At 62.6% G+C, this 19,224-nt stretch carries 17 protein-coding genes; 10 read left to right on the top strand and 7 right to left on the bottom strand.

What is annotated here, in order from left to right:
* Positions 1 to 3 precede the first annotated feature (3 nt).
* Together GOX53_RS05600 and GOX53_RS05595 are read left to right on the top strand one after the other, a co-directional pair.
* Positions 4 to 858 carry a 3-keto-5-aminohexanoate cleavage protein gene (locus tag GOX53_RS05600; RefSeq protein ID WP_371810255.1) on the top strand — a complete coding sequence of 285 codons (855 nt, stop codon included), beginning with the start codon at positions 4 to 6 and terminating at the stop codon, positions 856 to 858.
* Positions 855 to 2,177: an aspartate aminotransferase family protein gene (locus GOX53_RS05595; RefSeq protein ID WP_171174255.1), complete on the top strand. Its 1,323-nt coding sequence runs from the start codon at positions 855 to 857 to the stop codon at positions 2,175 to 2,177. Before GOX53_RS05600 ends, GOX53_RS05595 begins: the two co-directional genes overlap by 4 nt.
* Positions 2,178 to 2,198: 21 nt before the next feature.
* Here the strand turns inward: GOX53_RS05595 and GOX53_RS05590 are convergent, their stop codons facing one another.
* The 3 genes from GOX53_RS05590 to GOX53_RS05580 all read right to left on the bottom strand — a co-directional run bounded on the left by GOX53_RS05590 (position 2,199) and on the right by GOX53_RS05580 (position 5,639).
* Positions 2,199 to 3,206 carry a D-cysteine desulfhydrase family protein gene (locus tag GOX53_RS05590; RefSeq protein ID WP_171174253.1) on the bottom strand — a complete coding sequence of 336 codons (1,008 nt, stop codon included), beginning with the start codon at positions 3,204 to 3,206 and terminating at the stop codon, positions 2,199 to 2,201.
* Between the two features lie 301 nt (positions 3,207 to 3,507).
* Positions 3,508 to 4,266: a DsbA family protein gene (locus GOX53_RS05585; RefSeq protein WP_171174251.1), complete on the bottom strand. Its 759-nt coding sequence runs from the start codon at positions 4,264 to 4,266 to the stop codon at positions 3,508 to 3,510.
* Positions 4,263 to 5,639 carry a M48 family metalloprotease gene (locus GOX53_RS05580; protein ID WP_171174250.1) on the bottom strand — a complete coding sequence of 459 codons (1,377 nt, stop codon included), beginning with the start codon at positions 5,637 to 5,639 and terminating at the stop codon, positions 4,263 to 4,265. The genes GOX53_RS05585 and GOX53_RS05580 overlap by 4 nt, the downstream gene beginning before the upstream one ends.
* Between GOX53_RS05580 and GOX53_RS05575 the strand changes: the two genes are divergently transcribed.
* From GOX53_RS05575 to GOX53_RS05540, 8 genes are all read left to right on the top strand, one after another.
* On the top strand, positions 5,638 to 6,783 hold the full coding sequence (locus tag GOX53_RS05575; RefSeq protein ID WP_171174249.1) for a pyridoxal phosphate-dependent aminotransferase: 1,146 nt from the start codon (positions 5,638 to 5,640) through the stop codon (positions 6,781 to 6,783). The two genes, GOX53_RS05580 and GOX53_RS05575, sit on opposite strands and share 2 nt — an antisense overlap.
* Positions 6,784 to 6,855: 72 nt before the next feature.
* Positions 6,856 to 8,076 (top strand): N-acetylmuramoyl-L-alanine amidase, encoded by a 1,221-nt coding sequence (locus tag GOX53_RS05570; RefSeq protein ID WP_171174248.1) that lies wholly within the window; start codon positions 6,856 to 6,858, stop codon positions 8,074 to 8,076.
* A gap of 190 nt (positions 8,077 to 8,266) precedes the next feature.
* Positions 8,267 to 10,756, top strand: a complete 2,490-nt coding sequence (locus tag GOX53_RS05565) for a PBP1A family penicillin-binding protein (protein WP_171174247.1) — start codon at positions 8,267 to 8,269, stop codon at positions 10,754 to 10,756.
* Between the two features lie 68 nt (positions 10,757 to 10,824).
* Entirely contained in the window at positions 10,825 to 11,952 is a 1,128-nt protein-coding gene (prfB, locus tag GOX53_RS05560) for a peptide chain release factor 2 (RefSeq protein ID WP_171174246.1), read from the top strand.
* A gap of 141 nt (positions 11,953 to 12,093) precedes the next feature.
* A complete protein-coding gene (locus GOX53_RS05555) occupies positions 12,094 to 12,795 on the top strand; it encodes a HEAT repeat domain-containing protein (protein ID WP_171174245.1) in 702 nt (233 codons plus the stop codon).
* A gap of 120 nt (positions 12,796 to 12,915) precedes the next feature.
* The gene (locus GOX53_RS05550; protein WP_171174244.1) at positions 12,916 to 13,602 is read left to right on the top strand and encodes a M50 family metallopeptidase; all 687 of its coding nucleotides are present in this window, start codon (positions 12,916 to 12,918) and stop codon (positions 13,600 to 13,602) included.
* 121 nt (positions 13,603 to 13,723) lie between these two features.
* On the top strand, positions 13,724 to 15,121 hold the full coding sequence (locus GOX53_RS05545; RefSeq protein WP_171174243.1) for an amidase: 1,398 nt from the start codon (positions 13,724 to 13,726) through the stop codon (positions 15,119 to 15,121).
* 42 nt (positions 15,122 to 15,163) lie between these two features.
* On the top strand, positions 15,164 to 15,955 hold the full coding sequence (locus tag GOX53_RS05540) for a DUF2189 domain-containing protein (RefSeq protein ID WP_171174831.1): 792 nt from the start codon (positions 15,164 to 15,166) through the stop codon (positions 15,953 to 15,955).
* 102 nt (positions 15,956 to 16,057) lie between these two features.
* Here the strand turns inward: GOX53_RS05540 and GOX53_RS05535 are convergent, their stop codons facing one another.
* The 4 genes from GOX53_RS05535 to ilvN form a co-directional block, all read right to left on the bottom strand.
* Positions 16,058 to 16,279, bottom strand: coding sequence for a hypothetical protein (locus GOX53_RS05535; protein WP_171174241.1), 222 nt, complete (start codon positions 16,277 to 16,279; stop codon positions 16,058 to 16,060).
* A complete protein-coding gene (locus tag GOX53_RS05530; protein ID WP_171174239.1) occupies positions 16,276 to 17,433 on the bottom strand; it encodes an aromatic ring-hydroxylating dioxygenase subunit alpha in 1,158 nt (385 codons plus the stop codon). Before GOX53_RS05530 ends, GOX53_RS05535 begins: the two co-directional genes overlap by 4 nt.
* 96 nt (positions 17,434 to 17,529) lie before the next feature.
* Complete coding sequence (locus GOX53_RS05525; protein ID WP_171174237.1) at positions 17,530 to 18,327, bottom strand: helix-turn-helix domain-containing protein; 798 nt, start codon at positions 18,325 to 18,327, stop codon at positions 17,530 to 17,532.
* Between the two features lie 323 nt (positions 18,328 to 18,650).
* Positions 18,651 to 19,211, bottom strand: coding sequence for an acetolactate synthase small subunit (gene ilvN / locus GOX53_RS05520; RefSeq protein ID WP_171174236.1), 561 nt, complete (start codon positions 19,209 to 19,211; stop codon positions 18,651 to 18,653).
* Positions 19,212 to 19,224 lie beyond the last annotated feature (13 nt).

Raw genomic sequence — 19,224 nt, 5'->3', positions numbered from 1 at the left:
CATATGTTTTTAAATAAGCAAATTGAAAACGTGCGTGGCCTGCGCCATCTGAGCGGCGACGAGGGCCGCCAACGAAAGGGACGGGCGATGCCGCAGCCTTACATTCTGGTTGCCGCCAATGGCGCGCGGCGCGGGCCGGGGGATCATCCGGCGCTGCCGGTCGACACTGGCACCATCACCGAGACCGCCCGCGCATGTTTTGCCGCCGGAGCCAACGGCCTGCACCTGCATGTGCGCGATGTCGACGGGCGGCATACGCTCGATGCCGGGCGCTATCGCGAGGCGTTGCAGGAACTGGCCCGCACCGCGCCCGGGATGGAGATCCAGATCACCACCGAGGCGGCGGGAATTTACGACGTGCCCGCGCAGCTTGACTGCCTGCGTCAGCTGCGGCCCGGCTGGGCCTCGATCTCGGTTCGAGAGATCGCCCGCGCGCCGGAACTGGCTGACCGGGTCTATGGCACCTGCGCGGACCACGGCACGCGAGTGCAGCATATCCTTTACGACCCCACCGATGCCGAGCTGCTGAGCCGCTGGCAAGTTGATGGCACTGTGCGGTCCGGTCAGATCGACCGGCTGTTCGTGCTGGGCCGCTACGCGACGGGTCAAGGCGAGGGGCACGCGGCCCGGCCAGGTGATGTGGACGCATTCTTGAACGACACTCCGCCCCGAACCCCCTGGATGGTCTGCGCCTTTGGTGCGCAGGAACATGCCTGCCTGCTGGACGCTGCCGCACGTGGCGGCGATCTGAGGGTTGGCTTCGAGAACGGTCTGACCGATGCTGACGGCATCCCCTGGGCCGACAATGCCGCCTCGGTCGCGGCCCTGATACATGCGCTCGAAAGGAGCCGGACATGAGCCACGTCTTCCCCCGCCACACCAAATCCGCCCTGCCTACGGCAACCGGTGGCGATGGCTGCTATCTGATCGACGCCGAAGGCAAACGGTATCTCGATTGCGGTGATGCGGCGGTGTCCTGCCTGGGCCATTCCAACCCGGCAGTGATCAGGGCGGTGCAGGAGCAGGTGGAACAGATCGCCTTTGCCCATACCGGTTTCATGACCTCGGAGCCGGCCGAGGCGCTGGCCGATCTGCTGATCGAACATGCGCCCGGCGATCTGGACCGGGTCTATTTCGTCTCGGGCGGGTCCGAGGCGACCGAGGCCGCGATGAAGCTGGCCCGGCAGTATTACCTTGAGATCGGCCAGCCCGAACGCCGCCGCGTGATCGCCCGCAAGCAGAGCTATCACGGCAACACGCTGGGCGCTCTGTCGGCGGGCGGCAACGAATGGCGGCGCACGCAGTTCGCGCCGCTGCTGATCGAGATGAGCCATATCGCGGCCTGCTACGAATATGCCGAAAGGGCCGAGAGCGAGAGCAGCCACGACTACGGCCAGCGCGTTGCCAATGAGCTTGAGACCGAGATTCTGCGCCTCGGCCCCGAGACCGTCATGGCCTTCATGGCCGAGCCGGTGGTGGGCGCGACGCTGGGCGCGGTGCCGGCGGTCGAGGGGTATTTCAAGCGCATCCGCGAGATCTGCGACCAGTATGGCGTGCTGCTGATCCTCGATGAGGTGATGTGCGGCATGGGCCGGACTGGGCATCTGTTTGCCTGCGACCATGACGGCGTGACGCCGGATATCCTGTGCATCGCCAAGGGGTTGGGTGCCGGTTATCAACCGATCGGAGCCATGCTCTGCACCGGCGCGATCTATGACGCCATCCGGGACGGCTCGGGGTTCTTCCAGCACGGCCACACCTATATCGGCCACCCGGTGGCCACCGCCGCCGCGCTGGCGGTGGTGCGGGAACTGACGGGCCGTGATCTGCCCGCGCGCGCCGGGGTGATGGGGGACACGCTGCATGACGCACTCCAAGCCGCACTTGGTCAGCACCCGCATGTAGGCGAACTGCGGGGCCGGGGGCTGTTCCGCGGCATCGAACTGGTGGCGGATCGCGAGGGCAAGACGCCATTCGACCCTGCCCATGGCGTTGCGGGCAAGGTCAAGAAGGCGGCTCTGGTCGAGGGGCTGATCTGCTATCCGATGTCGGGCACCCGCGACGGCAAGCATGGCGATCACATCCTGCTGGCACCGCCCTTCATCATCGAAGAGGCGCAGATCGGCGAACTGGTCGATAAGCTCACGCGCGCGATTGACGTCTCGCTTCCGGGTTAGGCAGACCTGCTGGGGGCGGGTTCAGACGGCTATGTCGTTCTGATAGGCGAAGAGGGCGGGGATACCCCCGGTATGCACGAATAGCACACGGCTGCCGGGGCGCAACTGCCCCTCCGCCAGCAGCCCCGGCACCCCGGCAAAGGTCTTGGCGGTATAGACCGGATCCAGAAACAGACCCTCCATCCGGGCCATCAGCGTCATCGCCTCGCGCGCCTGTGCGCCCATCCGCCCGTATCCCGGCGCCAGCGCCCCGTCCCAGGTCAATATGTCCGACGGCGTGACCGGATTGTCCTGCCCCAGCAGCGCCGCGATTTTTGTGGTCACGACGTTCAGCCGCTCCGACTGCGCCGCCGCCGCCCGTCGCACACAGATACCGTGCACCGGCACTTGCGACCCGAGGCGCCTGAGCCCGTAAAGCAGTCCCCCATGCGTCGCGCCGCTTCCCGATGCCACCACGATGGCGTCAAACTCCGGCCCCTGATCGAGGATTTCCCGCGCCGCGTCCACATATCCCAGAGCGCCCAGCGGCTTCGCATCCAGCCCCAGCGGAATGACATACGGCCTGCGCCCCTCGGTGCGCAGGGCCTCGGCACGGGCATAGAGCGCGCGATCCGCCCCGGCCTCATCCTCGCCCTCAGGATAGAACATGTGCTCGGCCCCCAGAATCTGGCAGAGAAGCACATTGCCCGAGGTGCGATACGTGTCGTCCATCCCAGGCACCCGGTCCTCAAGCTGCAGGATGGCCTGCATCCCCAGTCTGGCTGCCGCCGCTGCCGCCGAGCGCACATAGTTCGACTGTACCGCGCCCGTAATCAGGATCGTATCGGCGCCGTCTGCCAGCGCTGCGCCCATATAGTAGTCCAACTGCCGGATCTTGTTGCCGCCGCCGCCCAGCCCCGTCAGATCGTCGCGCTTGATCCAGAGGTCGAGGCCGAAATGTTCCGACAACCGGTCCAGCCGCTCAAGCGGTGTCCGATTGGCGAGCAGCCGGGCCTTAGGGAATTGCTCTGTGCCAAGGTCTTTTGTCATGTTTTGATTCCTGTCGCGCCAGTCGCCGGCCATTGCAGGTTAAACACCCGCCTCGCTCGGACAAGTTGCCGAGTTGAGATCAAAGAAACGGCGAATTACGCGGCTGTAAAGCCTGCATGGGATCGAACTCGGAGTGGAAATGCCAAGATAGCTAAAGCCGATCACGGTTTTGAAGCGACGAACAGAAGTGTAGTGGTGACAAGGGGCAAAGCAGCGCATCTACGAGATGGGCATGCTTCCACGTCGAGGTTCGGGAGGGCAACAGATCAACAAAGGGGCGGTAAACCCGCCCCTCCGATCATCAGCTCTTGTTGGCGCGAATGCCTTCGGCGATCTCAAGCATCTGGTCGGCGGTCAGGTAGCCGCGCAGCATCTCGGTTTCCAGAACGAAGGTCGGCGTGCCCGAGATCTGCAACCGTTGCGCCAGCGCGCGGGTTTCGGTGATCTCGCGGGTCACCTCGTCGCTGTTCATCGCCGCGACGATGGCTTCGGTGTCCAATCCCAGACCGTCCGAGATGCGGCGCAGGGTGACCTCACCCACCTCGCCGCTGAATTCCAACAGCGCGTCATGGACCTGTTTATAGGCCTCACCGCCCGCGACCTGTTTGGTCGCCACTGCGAAACGAGAAGAGATTACAGAGGCCTCACCCAGAATCGGGAACTCTTTGATCACCAGCCGTATATTGCCGTCTTCTTTCAGCAGCTTGGCGACCTCGGGTACGGCCCGGCGGCAATAGCCGCAGCGGTAATCCATGAACTCGACCAGCGTGATGTCGCCGTCCGGGTTGCCACCGACCCAGCTATAGCCGTCATTGAACAGCGCGTCGGTGTTGGCCGCTACCAGCTCCAGATCCGCCTGCGCCTCGGCGGCGGCGTTGCGTTCTTCAAGGATGTTGATCGCCTCCAGGATCACCTCGGGGTTCTCCAGCAGATATTCCCGCACCTGCGCGCCAAAGGCCTCGCGCTCCTCGGCGCTCATTGCGCTCAGGTCCAGCGCCTGCGCGGGGGCCGAGATCAGGGTCAGGGCCGTAAGGGCCGGGGCGGCAAATCTGAGCATCATCTTCTTTTCCTTTTCTGCGCGCGTTCGGATGCAATCAGCACATCCTGGGCCCGTTGCCAACCCGGAGAACCCTCGGGCAACTGGCCAATGGCGCGTTTGGCGTGAATTCCCGCATCCTTGATGCGGCCTTGCAGGGCGAAGCGTTCGGCGGTGACCATCGAGGCCATGCCGTTCTTGCCGGTCTTGGCATACGCCATCGCCAGATCCCGCATCATGCGGGCGTTGCGATAGTCGCGGGCGCGGGCTTGTTCCAGTATCTCCAGCGCCTGTTTTGGCTGATCCGCTGCTAGCAGCGCGCGGCCGTATCCGGCGAGTATCAGCGCGTCGCGGGGCGCCATTTCCACCGCAGTCTTGTAGGCGATGAGCGCGCCCTGAAGTTTGCGGTTTTCCATCAGGATCTGGCCCTTGAGTTCATAGTAGAACGGATCGTCAGGCCGGATCGCCAGCGCGCCGTCGATGGCAGCGCGGGCCTTGGGCAGGTTGTTGTTGCGGTGGTGTGCCACGGCCTCGCGCATCAGGCGGATATCGCGGGCTTGTTCCTCAGGCGCCCGGCGCAGCGTCCACGATGGCGCGCGGGTAAAGGCCGAGACTTTGCCCTTGACGCGCGCGAACCAGTAGTCGGCATTCGGATTGGGCGGTGCCCGGTCGTCATGGGTAGCGAGATAAGCCTCGGCGGCGCGGACCCGGTCGCGGGTCAGCGGGTGCGAGCGCATATAGGGGTCCTGCTGGTTTGGGCCTAGAAGTTCCTGCCCGGAGAAAGTGCGGTGCAGATCGACCAGCCCGCGGGGTGAGATATCGGCCCATCGCAAATAGCTGGCGGCGGAGCGGTCGGCCGAGGCTTCTTCGGCACGGGTGTGGCCGAGAAAACTGCGCAGGGCCGAGCTTTGGATGCCGACGGCAAGACCGGGTGCAGCCTCGCCGGCGCCAGCGGCGGCGGCAGCGATGGCCAGCGCAGTGCCCAGACCTGCCAGCCGCTGCGCGCTTTGCAGATTGGCGACGCGGCGCGAGATGTGGCCGTTGGCGATATGGGCGGCCTCGTGCGCGATCACCGCCTGCAGGATATCTGGGCGCTCGACCTTCAGGATCAGGCCGTAATTCAGAAAGATCGTGTTGTGGTCGATCACGAAGGCGTTGAAGCGGTCGTCATTGACCAGCAGCACCCGCACCCGGTTGGTGTTCAGTCCGGCGGCACGAAGGATGGGAAAGGCCAGTTCGCGCAGCCCGTGTTCGACATCGGGATCGCGTAGCAGCCCAACCGCGGCGGCGGGGATCGCGGATATCAGATACATCACCGACGTCAGTACAAGGGCCGGGATTGACGCCAGCCGGGATACGCGATCAAAAGCCATGGCCGCAACATGGGAGAAGGCCATGAGAAACTCAACCCGGTCAGGAGTCGATCCCTTCATTGTGATGGACGTGATGGAGGCCGCGCGGCGGGCCGAAGAAGCCGGACGGCGCATCATCCACATGGAGGTGGGCCAGCCCGGAACCGGCGCGCCCAAGGGGGCTCTGGCGGCGCTGGAAGGGGCAATGAAAACGGGTTCTCTGGGCTATACCGTGGCGCTTGGCCTGCCCGAATTGCGGCAGCGAATCGCACGGCTTTACGGTGAGTGGTACGGGGTCGATCTGAACCCCGAACGGGTGGTGGTTACGCCCGGCTCGTCGGGCGGGTTTCTGCTGGCCTTCACGGCGCTTTTTGACACTGGCGATCGGGTTGGGATCGGTGCGCCCGGCTATCCGTCTTATCGACAGATCCTGCGCGCGCTCGGGCTGGTGCCGGTGGACCTGCCGACTGCGCCCGAGAATCGCCTGCAACCGGTGCCCAACGATTTCGCGGGGCTCGATTTGGCCGGGTTGATGGTGGCATCTCCGGCCAACCCTACGGGAACCATGCTGGATCATGCCGCCATGGGGTCTCTGATCGAGGCGGCGCAGGGGCAGGGGGCGTCCTTCATCAGCGACGAGATCTATCACGGGCTGGAATACGAGGCCAAGGCGGTGACCGCGCTGGAGCTGACCGATGAATGCTATGTCATCAACTCGTTCTCCAAGTATTTCTCGATGACCGGCTGGCGCGTCGGCTGGATGGTGGTGCCCGAGGATCATGTCCGCGTCATCGAGCGCATCGCCCAGAACATGTTCATCTGCGCCCCCCATGCCAGTCAGGTGGCGGCCCTTGCCGCGATGGAGTGCGAGGAAGAGTTGCAGGCCAATCTGGATGTTTACCGCGCCAACCGCGCGCTGATGCTGAAAGGGCTGCCCGGGGCCGGGTTCACCGATATCGCGCCGCCGGATGGGGCGTTCTATGTCTATGCCGATGTGTCGGACCTGACCGAAGACAGCCGCGCCCTTGCGGCGGAGATCCTCGACAAGGCCGGGGTGGCGGTGACGCCGGGACTGGATTTCGATCCGGTTCGGGGACACCGGACGCTGCGGTTCTCCTATGCCCGCGCGACCGCCGACATCGAAGAGGGGTTGGCACGGCTCAAGGCGTTCATGCAGGCCCGGGGCTGAGGGCGGCTTTTCGTTCACAAAGCACCGGACATGCAGTAAGGTCCGCGCAAACGATCTCGGAAAGCTGAGGCAATGAGCAGATTTTTCAGCATTTTTGCGCTGGTCTTGGGGCTGGCGGGCAGTGCGCTGGCGCAGGAGTTCAGCGGGCTGGCGCGCATCGACGCCGAGGCCAGCCGCATCATGGCCGCAGGGCGCGACGGTGTGCGGGTGGAGTTGACGCTCAGCCAAGGGGTGCCGTACCGGCTGTTCACGCTCGACAACCCGCCTCGGCTGGTGCTGGATTTTCAGGAGGTGGACTGGACCGGGTTGAGCGCCCGTGACCTTTTGCAAACCGACCGGATCGCACAAGCGCAGTTCGGCACCTATGTGCCCGGCTGGTCCCGGATGGTGCTGGATCTGGGGCAACCTCTCGGTGTCGAACAGGCAGAGCTGCGGGTCGATCCGGTAACGGGCGCCGCCGTCCTCCGGCTGCAGATGCAGCCCGTTGGCGCAGAGGAATTCGCAGCCGCCGCAGGTGCACCGAAGGACCCGCGGTGGGATTTACCGGAGCCTGCGCAGGTTGTGGCACCCGCGCCGCGTGGTCCCGACGCTCTGCTGCGGGTAGTGCTCGATCCCGGTCATGGCGGCATTGATCCGGGAGCCGAGACCGGCGTTTCTGACGAAAAGACCCTGATGCTGACCTTTGCCCGCGAATTGCGCGAGCTGCTCTTGCGCTCAGGCGGGTTCGAGGTGGAACTGACCCGCGATGGCGACCATTTCGTCTCGCTGGAACGCCGCATCACGCTGGCGCACCGGGCGGGGGCGGATGTGTTCATCTCGCTGCACGCCGATTCGCTGTCCGAGGGGCTGGCGCACGGAGCGGCGGTTTATGTGCTGTCCAAGGACGCCTCGGACATCGCCAGCGCCAAGCTGGCCGAACGGCATGACCGGGGCGATCTGCTGGCGGGGGTCGATCTGAGTGCTACGGACGATCAGGTGGCCGACGTCCTGCTGGATCTGGCCCGGCAAGAAACCCGGCCTCGCACCCGGGCGCTGGCGGGTGCGCTGGCGCAGGGCATGGCGCAGCAGGGGGGGCCAATGAACCGGCGTCCCGTGCGGGAGGCGTCGTTTTCGGTACTCAAGGCCGCCGACATCCCCTCGGTTCTGATTGAGTTGGGGTTCCTGTCCAGCCCGCGCGACCTGAAGAACATCCGCACCCCGGAGTGGCGCGCGGCGATGGCGCAAGGAATTCGAAATGGCTTGCAGAATTGGCGCGATGCGGATCGGGCAAAACAACCGCTGGTGCGCAATTGAAGGAGAGGGCAGAGGGGGCGCTGCCCCCGTCGCCTTTGGCGACTCCCCCGGGATATTTCTGAACAGAAGAAGATTTGAACGCCGGATGTGGCGGCAATGTGTATAATGGGGCGGCCAAATCGTGCCGTCGGTTTTGACCCCGCCAGGGGGCGTGACTATATAGGCGGCACCGCGGAAAAAAGGCAGTAACGTGATCCGGTTCATTCTTTCCTTCTTCGGGGCGATCTTCAGCCTCGTGACGCTTGGTATTTTCATGGTTGCCCTGACCATCGGCGGGGTGTTCTGGATGTATGGGCGCGATCTGCCCAGCCATGAATCTCTGGCCCAATACAAGCCGCCGACCATCAGCCGGATCTATTCCGGCGAAGGCAACCTGATCGACGAGTTCGCGCAGGAGCGGCGTCTGTTCACGCCCTCGGAAGAGATCCCGGCTCTGGTCAAGCAGGCCTTCATTTCCGCCGAGGACAAGAACTTTTATTCGCATCAGGGCTATGACATTCGCGGTATTGCTGCGGCCGGGTTCGAGGCGATCAAATCGCGCGGCGAGACGGTGCGCGGCGCGTCGACCATCACGCAGCAGGTGATGAAGAACTTCCTGCTGTCCGGCGACCGCCGGGCTGAGCGCAAGATCAAGGAGATCATTCTGGCCGCCCGGCTCGAAGACACGCTCGACAAGGAGCAGATCCTTGAGCTCTACATGAACGAGATTTTCCTCGGCCAGAACTCCTATGGCGTGACCGCCGCCGCGCAGACATACTTCAACAAGACCCTGTCTGAACTGGCGCCGCACGAGGCGGCAATGCTGGCCTCGATGCCCAAGGCACCGTCGGACTATCACCCGGTGCGCCAGAAAGAGCGGTTGCTGGCCCGGCGCAACTATGTGCTGCGCGAGATGCGCGAGAACGGCTATATCGATCAGGCCACCTATGATGCCGAGGTCAATGAGCCCTTACGCTCGGTCCAGAATGGCGATTTCGAAAGCTTCCGCACCGCGCTGCCACCGCGCGATTATTTCACCGACGAGATTCGCCGGCAGTTGAGCGAGGATTTCGGCGAGGGCGAGTTTTTTACCGGCGGCTTCAGCGTGCGCGCCTCAATCGACGAGGAAATGCAGGTCGAGGCGGCCCGCACATTGCGCGAGGCGCTGGAGAAATACGACCGCTCGCGCGGGAAATGGCGCGGAACCGGTGAGGTGATTGCCGAGGAGAAGCTGGCGGAGGAGGATGCTTGGCGGCAGGCGCTGGCGCTGGTCGAAGTGCCACGCGACGTGATCCTTCCGACCCGGTGGTATCCGGCAGTCGTGATGGAGGTCGCCGATCAGCAACTGACGGTAGGTATCGAGGACGGCCCGGCGGACGGCGTGGTGCCGCGCTCGGACATCAAGTGGATGCAGGGCGATTTCGCGGCCAACTTCAAGCGCGGCGATATCGTGCTGGTGCGCGAAGGCGAGGAAGGCCAGTGGTCGGTGCGGCAGGTCCCCGAGGTGCAGGGTGGCTTCGTCGCCATGGATGTGAACTCGGGACGGGTTCTGGCGATGCAGGGCGGGTTCTCGTACCAGGGTTCCGTCTTCAACCGTGCCACCCAGGCGCAACGTCAGCCAGGATCGAGCTTCAAGCCCTTCGTCTATGCCGCAGCGCTCGACAGTGGCTACAGCCCGGCGACCATCGTCGTGGACGCGCCCATCGAGGTGAACACACCGCAGGGCTTGTGGCGGCCCAAGAACGCGTCGAACAAGTTTTACGGACCGACGCCGTTGCGCACAGGCATCGAACGCTCGCGGAACCTGATGACAATCCGTCTGGCGCAGGAGGTCTCGATGCCCGTGGTCGCGGGCTATGCCGAGCGGTTTGGGGTCTATGACCACATGGGACCGTATCTGGCCAACGCCTTGGGGTCAGAAGAGACGACGCTTTACAAGATGGTCGCGGCTTATGCGATGTTCGCCAATGGCGGCGAGAGGGTGGAGCCGACGCTGGTGGATCGGATTCAGGACCGGTTCGGCAAGACGATCTACCGCCATGACGACCGCGAGTGCGTGGATTGCAACTCGGATCAGATTGCCCCGAACGCCGCGCCCAAGATCGTCACCGACCGCGAACAGGTGATGGACGCGATCACCGCCTATCAGCTGACCTCGATGATGCGCGGCGTGGTCGAACGCGGCACAGCGAGCGGCGTGGTCAAGCTGCAGGTGCCGACGGCGGGCAAGACCGGTACCACTAACGATGCCAAGGATGTTTGGTTCATCGGCTTTACTTCGAACATCGTGGCAGGCTGCTATATCGGCTATGACCGTCCGCGCCCGATGGGGCGGGGCGCCTATGGCGGGTCCATGTGCGGGCCAGTGTTCCAGAGCTTCATGGAGAAGGCCGTGGCGAAATACGGTGGTGGCCCCTTCGACGTGCCGCCGGGCGGGCATTTCATCAAGATTGACCGGTTCACCGGTGCGCGACTGCCGGACAACGCCTCGGGCGAGTACGTGGTGGCCGAGTATTTCCGTGATGGCGCTGAGCCGATCTTTGGTCTGGCCTACGATGGTGGCTTTGCCATGGGATCAAACCTGCCGCTGTTCGAAGAAGTGCAGCAATCGGGCCAGCAAGTTCGCACGTCGACTGGACAAACCACCACCGTGGGCCCCAAGGCCAACTTCGGCACGGTCAGTTCCGGCGGGCTTTACTGACCGCTTGCCCCGCCCGGGGCGCTGGTCTATCAGAACGCCTCAGACGATCCGAAATTGCAGGACCTACCATGCGCGCCGAGACCCAGAACATCGTGTCGGATATCGAGAAATCGCTGGAGCTGCTGGCCCAGCGGCTTGACTACGAGACCGCGCCGCACCGGCTGGAGGAGTTCAACGCGCGGGTTGAGGACCCGAACCTTTGGGACAATCCCGAGGGCGCACAGAAACTGATGCGCGAGCGTCAGGCGCTGGTGGATGCCATCGAGACCTATGAGGGGATCAAAACCGATCTCAGCGACAATATCGAGCTCATCGAACTGGGCGAGATGGAAGAGGATGAAGAGGTTGTCACCGATGCCGAAGAGGCGCTGAAGGCGCTGCAAGAGAAGGCTGCCGAGAAAGAGCTTGAGGCGCTGCTGGATGGTGAGGCCGATACCAACGACACCTTTCTTGAAATCAACGCGGGCGCGGGCGGCACCGAGAGCTGCGACTGGGCCTCGATGCTGGCACGGATGTATGTTCGCTGGGCCGAGAAAAAGGGCTATACGGTCGAGCTGCAGTCGGAAAGCGCGGGCGACGAAGCCGGGATCAAGTCGGCAGCCTACAAGATTTCCGGCCACAACGCCTATGGCTGGCTGAAATCGGAAAGCGGCGTGCACCGGCTGGTGCGCATCTCGCCCTATGACAGCGCCGCCAAGCGGCACACATCTTTCAGTTCGGTCTGGGTCTATCCGGTAGTGGACGACAATATCGAGATCGAGGTGAACCCGGCCGACATCCGCATCGACACCTACCGGTCCTCGGGTGCCGGCGGTCAACACGTCAACACCACCGACTCGGCCGTGCGGATCACCCACCACCCGACGGGGATCGTGGTGACCAGTTCCGAGAAATCGCAACACCAGAACCGCGACATCGCCATGAAGGCGCTGAAATCGCGGCTCTACCAGCTGGAGCTGGACCGCCGCAACGCGGCCATCAACGAAGCGCATGAGAGCAAGGGCGACGCGGGCTGGGGCAACCAGATCCGGTCCTACGTGTTGCAGCCCTACCAGATGGTCAAGGACCTGCGCACCAACCACGAGACCTCAGACACCAAGGGTGTGCTGGACGGTGATCTGGACGGGTTCATGGCCGCGACGCTGGCGCTGAACGTAGCGGGCAAGAGCCGCTCCGAGGCGCAGGCTGAGGATTGATTGGTATTCTTGGGCTTGGTTTTGTGAGTGTTGGTTATGCGCTTCATAACCTAGGAAGCTCACCGCAGTTGTCTATTCCGCAAACGGTTGATATCGTGCCACAGTGATTAATAGACGCGGCCTGTTCAGAGCCGAACTAAGATGTCCCCCGAAAAAATGATTGAGCTTGTCATGTCTGGCAAGGAGACTGATTTCAGTCAGGAGTTGGTGTCTGCCTTCCGAAACAGCTTTCCGATAGAAAACCTAAGGCCTTTGCTGGTATCTGACGATCCGGCCATTTTAAGTCTCGGCTCGTATATCATTTACGAACTCGGCCCGAAGGCACGGTGCCTTATCGATGACATTGTTCCACACTTGGGCAATTCAGACCCGCAAATACGTGGTACCGCAATCATCGTGTTGAAAGAGTGTGCAACAAAGTTCGATGCTTTTGCTCTGGGCAAAGTTATCAAACTACTGGATGATCCTGACCCGTTTGTTCAACGAATTGCGATGTTTTTTGTCCAGTCTTGCGAGCGTGCTATGCTGGATGTTGGCGTTCTCAAAACTGCGGAGATGTATCCGGGAACCATCTTCGAAGAACTTCCGAACTACCTTGGCAAAACCATATTTCGTCTGCGCCGCGCCAGACCAGTGTCTGTCGAGATACTCAGAGAACTTTTGTCTGATGAGAGTCCGGTAGCTAATAGATTTGGGGTGGGACTGGCCACGCGTCCTAGATTAGTTGTCGACGAAAGCTTCATTGCCTTGGCAGCTCAAGTTGACGACAAGGAGTGCCGCAACGTGCTGAAATGGTCCAGAGAACGCCCCTGCCTTCCTTATGCCGAAGCTATGAAGCTGTGAGGATAGAACTGACCGCGGACCTGACACGCACTTCTTTATTGGATTGCTCTTCAGCGGGCGGCCGTCAATACCGAAACTGCCTGTTTGACATTCTCTGCCCATCGCGGCGTGATGCCGAGTATGAAGACACTCCAAGGTCACTGGCAACTTATCCTGATCACTGCCTTGGTGTTCCTCCTCTGGAACACCCCTTTGGTCCTGCCGCTGAAGATACTCGTGGTGTTTCTGCACGAGCTGGCGCACGCTTTTGCGGCGCTGATGACGGGTGGCTCGGTTGAGAGGATTTCGCTTTCTACCCAGCAGGGCGGTTACGCGGTCACGCGGGGTGGGAACGGGTTCGTCATTGCGTCCGCTGGCTATGTCGGGTCGCTGCTGATCGGAGTGACGCTGCTGCTGATCGCGCTGCGTACGAATGCAGACCGGCTGGTGCTCGGCCTGTTCGGGTTCTTGTGTCTCCTGGTGGCCGTGCTGTATATCCGAGAGCTGTTTCGGTTTGGGTTTTGTATTGTGGCCGGCACAGGAATGCTGGCGACGGCCTGGTTTTGCGACCACCGTGTCAGCGACATGGTGCTTCGGGTTATCGGGCTGACAAGCGCGATCTACGTCCCCTATGACATCTTCGACGATACGATCCGGCGCACCGGCGTGCGGTCAGATGCCTATCAATTGTCCGAGCAATTCGGCGGTTCGCCCGCTCTCTGGGGCGGTTTGTGGCTGGTACTAAGTTTCGGCGTCATCGCGGTTTGCCTGAGATACTGGATCGGGCCGGAAAGCAAGCTGCATTTCGGTGCCGCTGCACGACGGTAGGATTTGGCGAGCAGGGCGGTTCGGCACTCGGCTGCCCGCGGAAAAGATACATTGAAACAGTGGGTTTAAATGGAGCAGACCCGCCGTTACGCTGACCTCGAGCAACCCAAGGTAGCGCCTGATGGACCCGATCCGATCTTCTGCGATTGACCTGCTCTCCGCCCTGTCCTCGGGGCGTTTGAGTGCGGCTGACCTGATGCGGGCGACGCTGGACCGGATTGATGAGGTCAACGGGACGGTCAACGCCATCGTGGCGCTGCGCGATGCGGATGAGCTGATGGCCGAAGCCGAGACGGTGGATGCCGGGCCCCGGCGCGGGCCGTTGCACGGGCTGCCCATCGCGGTCAAGGATCTCGTTAATGTGGCCGGGATTGCCTCGACCCAAGGCTCGCCTATCTTCCAGCACACCGTGCCGAAATCCGACGACCTGATCGCCGCGCGGATGCGGGCGGCGGGGGCCATTCTGATCGGCAAGACCAGTGTGCCGGAATTCGGTCTGGGGTCGCACACGTTCAACCCTGTCTACGGCGCGACGTGTAACCCTTATGATCCGTCCCGATCCTGCGGTGGGTCCTCGGGCGGTGCGGCGGTGGCGCTGGCCACGGGCATGACAGCGCTGGCCGATGGGTCCGACATGATGGGCAGCCTGCGCAACCCGGCGGCGTGGAACAATGTCTACGGGTTCCGTCCAAGCTGGGGCCGGGTGCCCTCCGAGCCCTTGGGCGATACCTTCCTGCACCAACTGTCGACGCTGGGTCCGATGGCCCGCACCCCCGAGGATCTGGGCGTTCTGCTCGACGTGATCTCAGGTCCCGATCCGCGCCAGCCGCATCCCTTTGCCAGTCAGACTGTCTCACCGGTTGCGCCTGCGCGAGCCCATGTCCTACGGATTGGTTGGCTGGGCGATTGGGGTGGTGCGTTTCCGATGGAGCAGGGTATCCTGTCCTTGTGCGAAGCGGCGCTGGGTGTGTTCACCGAACTGGGCTGTCACGTGGAACCGGTTGAACCGCCCTTTGAGGCTGAACGGATCTGGAACAGCTGGATCACACTGCGTTCATGGAGCGTCGCTGCTGGACTCGCCCCGCTGGCCGAGCACAAGGCGCAGCTCAAGGACAGCGCGCAGTGGGAGTTGGAGCGCGGTCTGGTGATGCGCGCAATGGAGGTGCACCAGGCCAGCCTGACCCGGTCGGAATGGTTCAAATGCGCGGCGGCCCTGTTTGAGGACTACGACGCGCTGATCCTGCCCGCCGCGCAGGTCTGGCCCTTTGACGTGACGCTGCCCTGGCCCAAAGAGATCGCGGGGCAGGCGATGGACACCTATCACCGCTGGATGGAAGTGGTGGTACCGGTCAGCCTGCTGGGCCTGCCTTGCCTGGCCGCACCCGCCGGGTTCGGGGCAGGAGGCCTGCCGATGGGGCTCCAGATCTTTGGCTCACGCGGTAGCGATGCGGCGCTGCTTGCTTTGGGCGCAGCTTATCATCAGGCGACCGAATTGCCGCAGAAGACACCGGCGCTGTGACCCGCCGGACAAAAGGGAGGAGTTCACATGGAACAGGCTGAGATGGAAAGACCCTTTGGTGTTCCGCCTCTCAGGGCCGCGAGTTTCGATATGCTGCGTGTGGCCCTTAGGCGGGGATGGCGGGATTTTATGCGCGCACCGGCGTTCGGCCTGGTCTTCGCGGGATTTTATGTACTGGCGGGACTTTTCATGGCCTGGGTCACGGCGCAAACCGGAACGACATACTGGCTGGTTCTGGCGGCGATAGGGTTTCCATTGATCGGTCCGTTTGCAGCTGTTGGCCTCTATGAGGTCTCGCATCGTCTGGATCAAGGCGGCGCGTTGGAACATGGCGCGATCTTCGGCATCGTGATCCAGCAGGGGCGGCGTCAACTCCCCTCCATCTGCGCCATCATCGTCGTGGTCTTCATGTTCTGGTTCTTCCTTGGCCACATGATCTTTGCTCTGTTCCTAGGCCTTACGACAATGACCAACATCACCACGTCCTTTGACGTGTTCTTTACCTTCAACGGGTTGATGATGCTGGGTTTTGGCACCGTTGTAGGTGCGCTCTTCGCGCTGCTGCTCTACATGATCACGGTGCTGTCGATCCCGATGCTGCTGGATCGTGAGCTGGATTTCGTCACCGCCATGATCTCAAGCTACAGCTATGTGACCACCAACCCGGTGGTGATGCTATCCTGGGCTGCGTTCATCGCGGTGCTTACCTTCGCGGCACTGATCCCGTGGTTTCTGGGACTGCTCGTGGTGTTGCCGTGGCTGGGCCACTCCAGCTGGCACCTCTACCGCCAGATCGCGTCCGAAACCGAGGGCGATCCAGCCCCCGCCACCTGACGTGCCCTCGGCGCGCAAGCTTGCTTGCGCGTCGCCGGGCTCAACCGGAGGAGGTGCCCCCGTAAGGGGCATCGACGACGGGCGGGAGCGCCCCCGCGTGCATCAGACCTCCGGTGTTTCCCGTCCCATCGCTGCCAACCGCTCGCGCAACCTGTCGGCCTGCGGCAGGCCTGCCTCAAGTGCGTAGACATAAGCATGGGTCAGGTAGAAGCCGCAGGCATCCTCGCCGCCTGCGGCATCGGCGGCCTCTTCATAAAGCGCCGCCAGAGCTACTTGGTCGCCAGTGGCATGCGCGGCTAGCAGCCGCGCGTCCAGATCGCTCATTCCGCTGCCAGTTGCTGGCGATGGGCTTGCAGCCGCCCGGCCACCCAATCGTGGAACAGGTGCGTCGGCCCATCCATTACCGGCGAGAACCGCCCGCCATCGAACCCGGGCGCAGCGCGCCCACGCTGCATGCCTTCGACAACAAAGACATCCTCTTCGAACACCACCTTCCACTGTTCTGTGTTTTTCATGCGCAGTTCCGCGTCGGGTTCGGGCGTGGCGTAGAACAGATGGATATGCTCGGATGTGCGGTCCATCGCCTCGGGCACCAGGATGATGGCAAAGGCATGATCGCGATGCATGCCCAGCAGCACATTGGGAAAGACCGCAATGTACTCCGCGGCCGTGTCCCATTTCGCGCTCAGCCCGTCGAAATCTTCGAACACCTGATCGGCTTCACCGGTCAATTGGCGGTAGACCAGAGTGCCTTGACCCGAGAACTGCCCCGGTTCCTCGATATGATAGTGATCCTCCAGCCGGGAATAGCTGTTGAGCCCGGGATGCACCCAGGGCAGGTGGTAGCTTTCGCAGTAGTTCTCGACCGCCAGCTTCCAGTTGCAGTTCACGTCCAGCCGGAACGCGCTGTCCGCGCCGCCATGATAGAGCGGTTTGTCAAATTCCGCCCACCGCGCTATCAGCTTGGCGTTGGCCTCTTCAAAGCCGGGTGCGGTGCCCGAGACGTTGATCCACACGACCTCGCGCCAGATATGGCTGCGCACCTCGATCAGGCCCAGATCCTCGCGTTTTATGCCGTCATGGGTGTTCTGACCGGGGCCACCCACATGCGGGGTCGAGACCAGTTTTCCTTGCGTCGAATAGCACCAGCTGTGATAGGGGCAGCGGATCGCACCCTCGATCTTGCGCGGCTCATCGACCAGAATCATGCCGCGATGGCGGCAGATGTTCTGGAACACGCGCACCTGACCCTCACGGTCGCGGAGCAGCAGCAGGGGTATGCCCAGAAACTCCATCGGAACTGCATCGCCCGGTTCGGGCACATCCGCTGCGACCGCCAGCCCGGCCCAGCCATCGAGCATCAGGGCGCGCGTCTCTTCCGCGTGCACATCGGGGTCGGTGTAATGCGCGTTGGGCAGGCCATTGGCGCGCTCGATCGGTTGCCGGACATCGTTCAGGTTGGTCGCTTCTGTGGACATGGCTTGCTCCTTCACTTGCGCACAGCAAGGCATGAGTCTCAGTCACATGCTTCAAGTTCCGCGACGCCGACGTTTCTCACAGCGACATTTTTGAAGTCACGTTTCGGTGTCGTCCGGATGTAAGAGGTCAGAGTGACCTCCGGGCAGGTCTTCTCTCGCAACCAACCCCGCCATCCGCGCGGCACTGAGCGCCGCGCCAAGATTCGAGCCCAGGTGTTCGTAGATAACTGGTGCCGGATGGTTGCGTGCACCGTTGGCTTGGCTGGTGCGCATCAAGGTGCCGATCCAGAAGTCATTGCCGTGGTTGGGCGCATGGGTCAGGAAACACAGCGTTCCGTTTTTGGCTTCGCGGTGTGACAGAACCAAAGCCACACCCTGATCCAGTGGTGAGGCAAACCCTCGGAATTCCCGCGCTTGCGGTGATGGACTTGATCCCCGCCGCCGCGCGAGTTCGACTGGGTCAAACCCCCGGATGAACAGGTTCGGGCCGGTTCTTGTAACGTGGACCAGAGCGACGACATAGTGATTTACGCCGTCGGGGCAGGGTCGTGACGTGCGATAGAAACCGGTCGGGAAAAACTCGTCCTTTGCTCCATGGCCAACGACGCCCAAGAAATTGCCAAGCGTTTTGCCCGTCAGCAGGGGCTCATCCGCCAAAAGCTCGTCCAGCGGCGACAACAGGATACGCGCATCTATCTGAAAGAACCGGCAGATCCGGTCCAGAACGTCGGGCCGTGGAAAACTTTCGCCGGATAGGTAGCGATTGAACTGGGTCCGGTTGATACCCAACTGCTGAGTCAGTCCCGATATGGTGGGGTATTCGCTGGCGAGTTGGCGCAGATTGGCGCCAAACATATTGCGAAATTCTGCCGGGCTGCGTGTCGGTTCGTTCATACATGTCCCAAGTTCGGGGTTCCGTTGTGGCCCGAAACAGGAACGGCAAAGGCGTTGCCTTTGAGCGTTGGCCGAAAATCGTATTCTTCACTCCACCGACGCCGGAGCGGCGCCGATTTGCGCAGAACGTTAACGGCGCGCTTCCGAAAAGCAATAGCAAAACAGGCTATTTGCGCATTGCAAGTAACCTATTACACTCGACTGTTAACTTAAATGAGAAGCGAGTGAGGCACGGGCACGCCATGCGATATGCGTGCCGGCTGATGCCGAATTCGGGCAATCCCGGCTCCCGAGAGCGCCGGGATCGCTCGGGGTCCGTTGGATCATTCGCCGCGCAGCAAGGCCGCTACGCCGGTGCGGGCGATTTCGATCAGGCCCAGGGGCCGCATCAGATCGGCAAAGGCGTCGATCTTGTCAGGCGCGCCTGTGATCTCGAAAATGAACGAGTTCAGCGTGCTGTCGACCACATTGGCGCGGAAGATATCGGCCAGCCGCAGCGCCTCGACCCGCTTGTCGCCTTCGCCCACCACCTTGAGCATGGCCAGTTCGCGCTCGACCGATGAGCCTTCGACGGTCAGGTCATGCACATCATGCACCGGCACGATCCGGCCCAGCTGCGCCTTGATCTGCTCGATCACCTGCGGGGTCCCGGCGGTGACGATGGTGATGCGCGAGAGGTGGCCGGTATGGTCCACCTCGGCCACGGTCAGGCTTTCGATGTTGTAGCCGCGGCCTGAGAACAGACCGATCACCCGGGCCAGCACACCGGGTTCGTTTTCCACCAGCAGCGCGATGGTGTGCTTTTCCTGCACGTCCGAGAAGGTCGGGCGCAGGTTATAGGCAGAATGGCGGGTAGAGCCTTTTTTGATATGTAGGGCAGACATTTATGTCCCTTTC

Origin of the sequence: Ruegeria sp. HKCCD8929, assembly GCF_013031405.1 — a bacterium.
Taxonomy (GTDB): Bacteria; Pseudomonadota; Alphaproteobacteria; order Rhodobacterales; family Rhodobacteraceae; genus Ruegeria.
Note: the sequence above shows the minus strand (reverse complement) of the source record. Positions and strands in the feature narration are given on the sequence as shown.

Bases quoted from the DNA above. Each gene is read 5' to 3' on its own strand.
- GOX53_RS05600 (WP_371810255.1), top strand. From the start codon at position 4: ATGTTTTTAAATAAGCAAATTGAAAACGTGCGTGGCCTGCGCCATCTG.
- GOX53_RS05595 (WP_171174255.1), top strand. From the start codon at position 855: ATGAGCCACGTCTTCCCCCGCCACACCAAATCCGCCCTGCCTACGGCA.
- GOX53_RS05590 (WP_171174253.1), bottom strand. From the start codon at position 3,206: ATGACAAAAGACCTTGGCACAGAGCAATTCCCTAAGGCCCGGCTGCTC.
- GOX53_RS05585 (WP_171174251.1), bottom strand. From the start codon at position 4,266: ATGATGCTCAGATTTGCCGCCCCGGCCCTTACGGCCCTGACCCTGATC.
- GOX53_RS05575 (WP_171174249.1), top strand. From the start codon at position 5,638: ATGAGAAACTCAACCCGGTCAGGAGTCGATCCCTTCATTGTGATGGAC.
- GOX53_RS05580 (WP_171174250.1), bottom strand. From the start codon at position 5,639: ATGGCCTTCTCCCATGTTGCGGCCATGGCTTTTGATCGCGTATCCCGG.
- GOX53_RS05570 (WP_171174248.1), top strand. From the start codon at position 6,856: ATGAGCAGATTTTTCAGCATTTTTGCGCTGGTCTTGGGGCTGGCGGGC.
- prfB (WP_171174246.1), top strand. From the start codon at position 10,825: ATGCGCGCCGAGACCCAGAACATCGTGTCGGATATCGAGAAATCGCTG.
- GOX53_RS05555 (WP_171174245.1), top strand. From the start codon at position 12,094: ATGTCCCCCGAAAAAATGATTGAGCTTGTCATGTCTGGCAAGGAGACT.
- GOX53_RS05550 (WP_171174244.1), top strand. From the start codon at position 12,916: ATGAAGACACTCCAAGGTCACTGGCAACTTATCCTGATCACTGCCTTG.
- GOX53_RS05545 (WP_171174243.1), top strand. From the start codon at position 13,724: ATGGACCCGATCCGATCTTCTGCGATTGACCTGCTCTCCGCCCTGTCC.
- GOX53_RS05540 (WP_171174831.1), top strand. From the start codon at position 15,164: ATGGAAAGACCCTTTGGTGTTCCGCCTCTCAGGGCCGCGAGTTTCGAT.
- GOX53_RS05535 (WP_171174241.1), bottom strand. From the start codon at position 16,279: ATGAGCGATCTGGACGCGCGGCTGCTAGCCGCGCATGCCACTGGCGAC.
- GOX53_RS05530 (WP_171174239.1), bottom strand. From the start codon at position 17,433: ATGTCCACAGAAGCGACCAACCTGAACGATGTCCGGCAACCGATCGAG.
- GOX53_RS05525 (WP_171174237.1), bottom strand. From the start codon at position 18,327: ATGAACGAACCGACACGCAGCCCGGCAGAATTTCGCAATATGTTTGGC.
- ilvN (WP_171174236.1), bottom strand. From the start codon at position 19,211: ATGTCTGCCCTACATATCAAAAAAGGCTCTACCCGCCATTCTGCCTAT.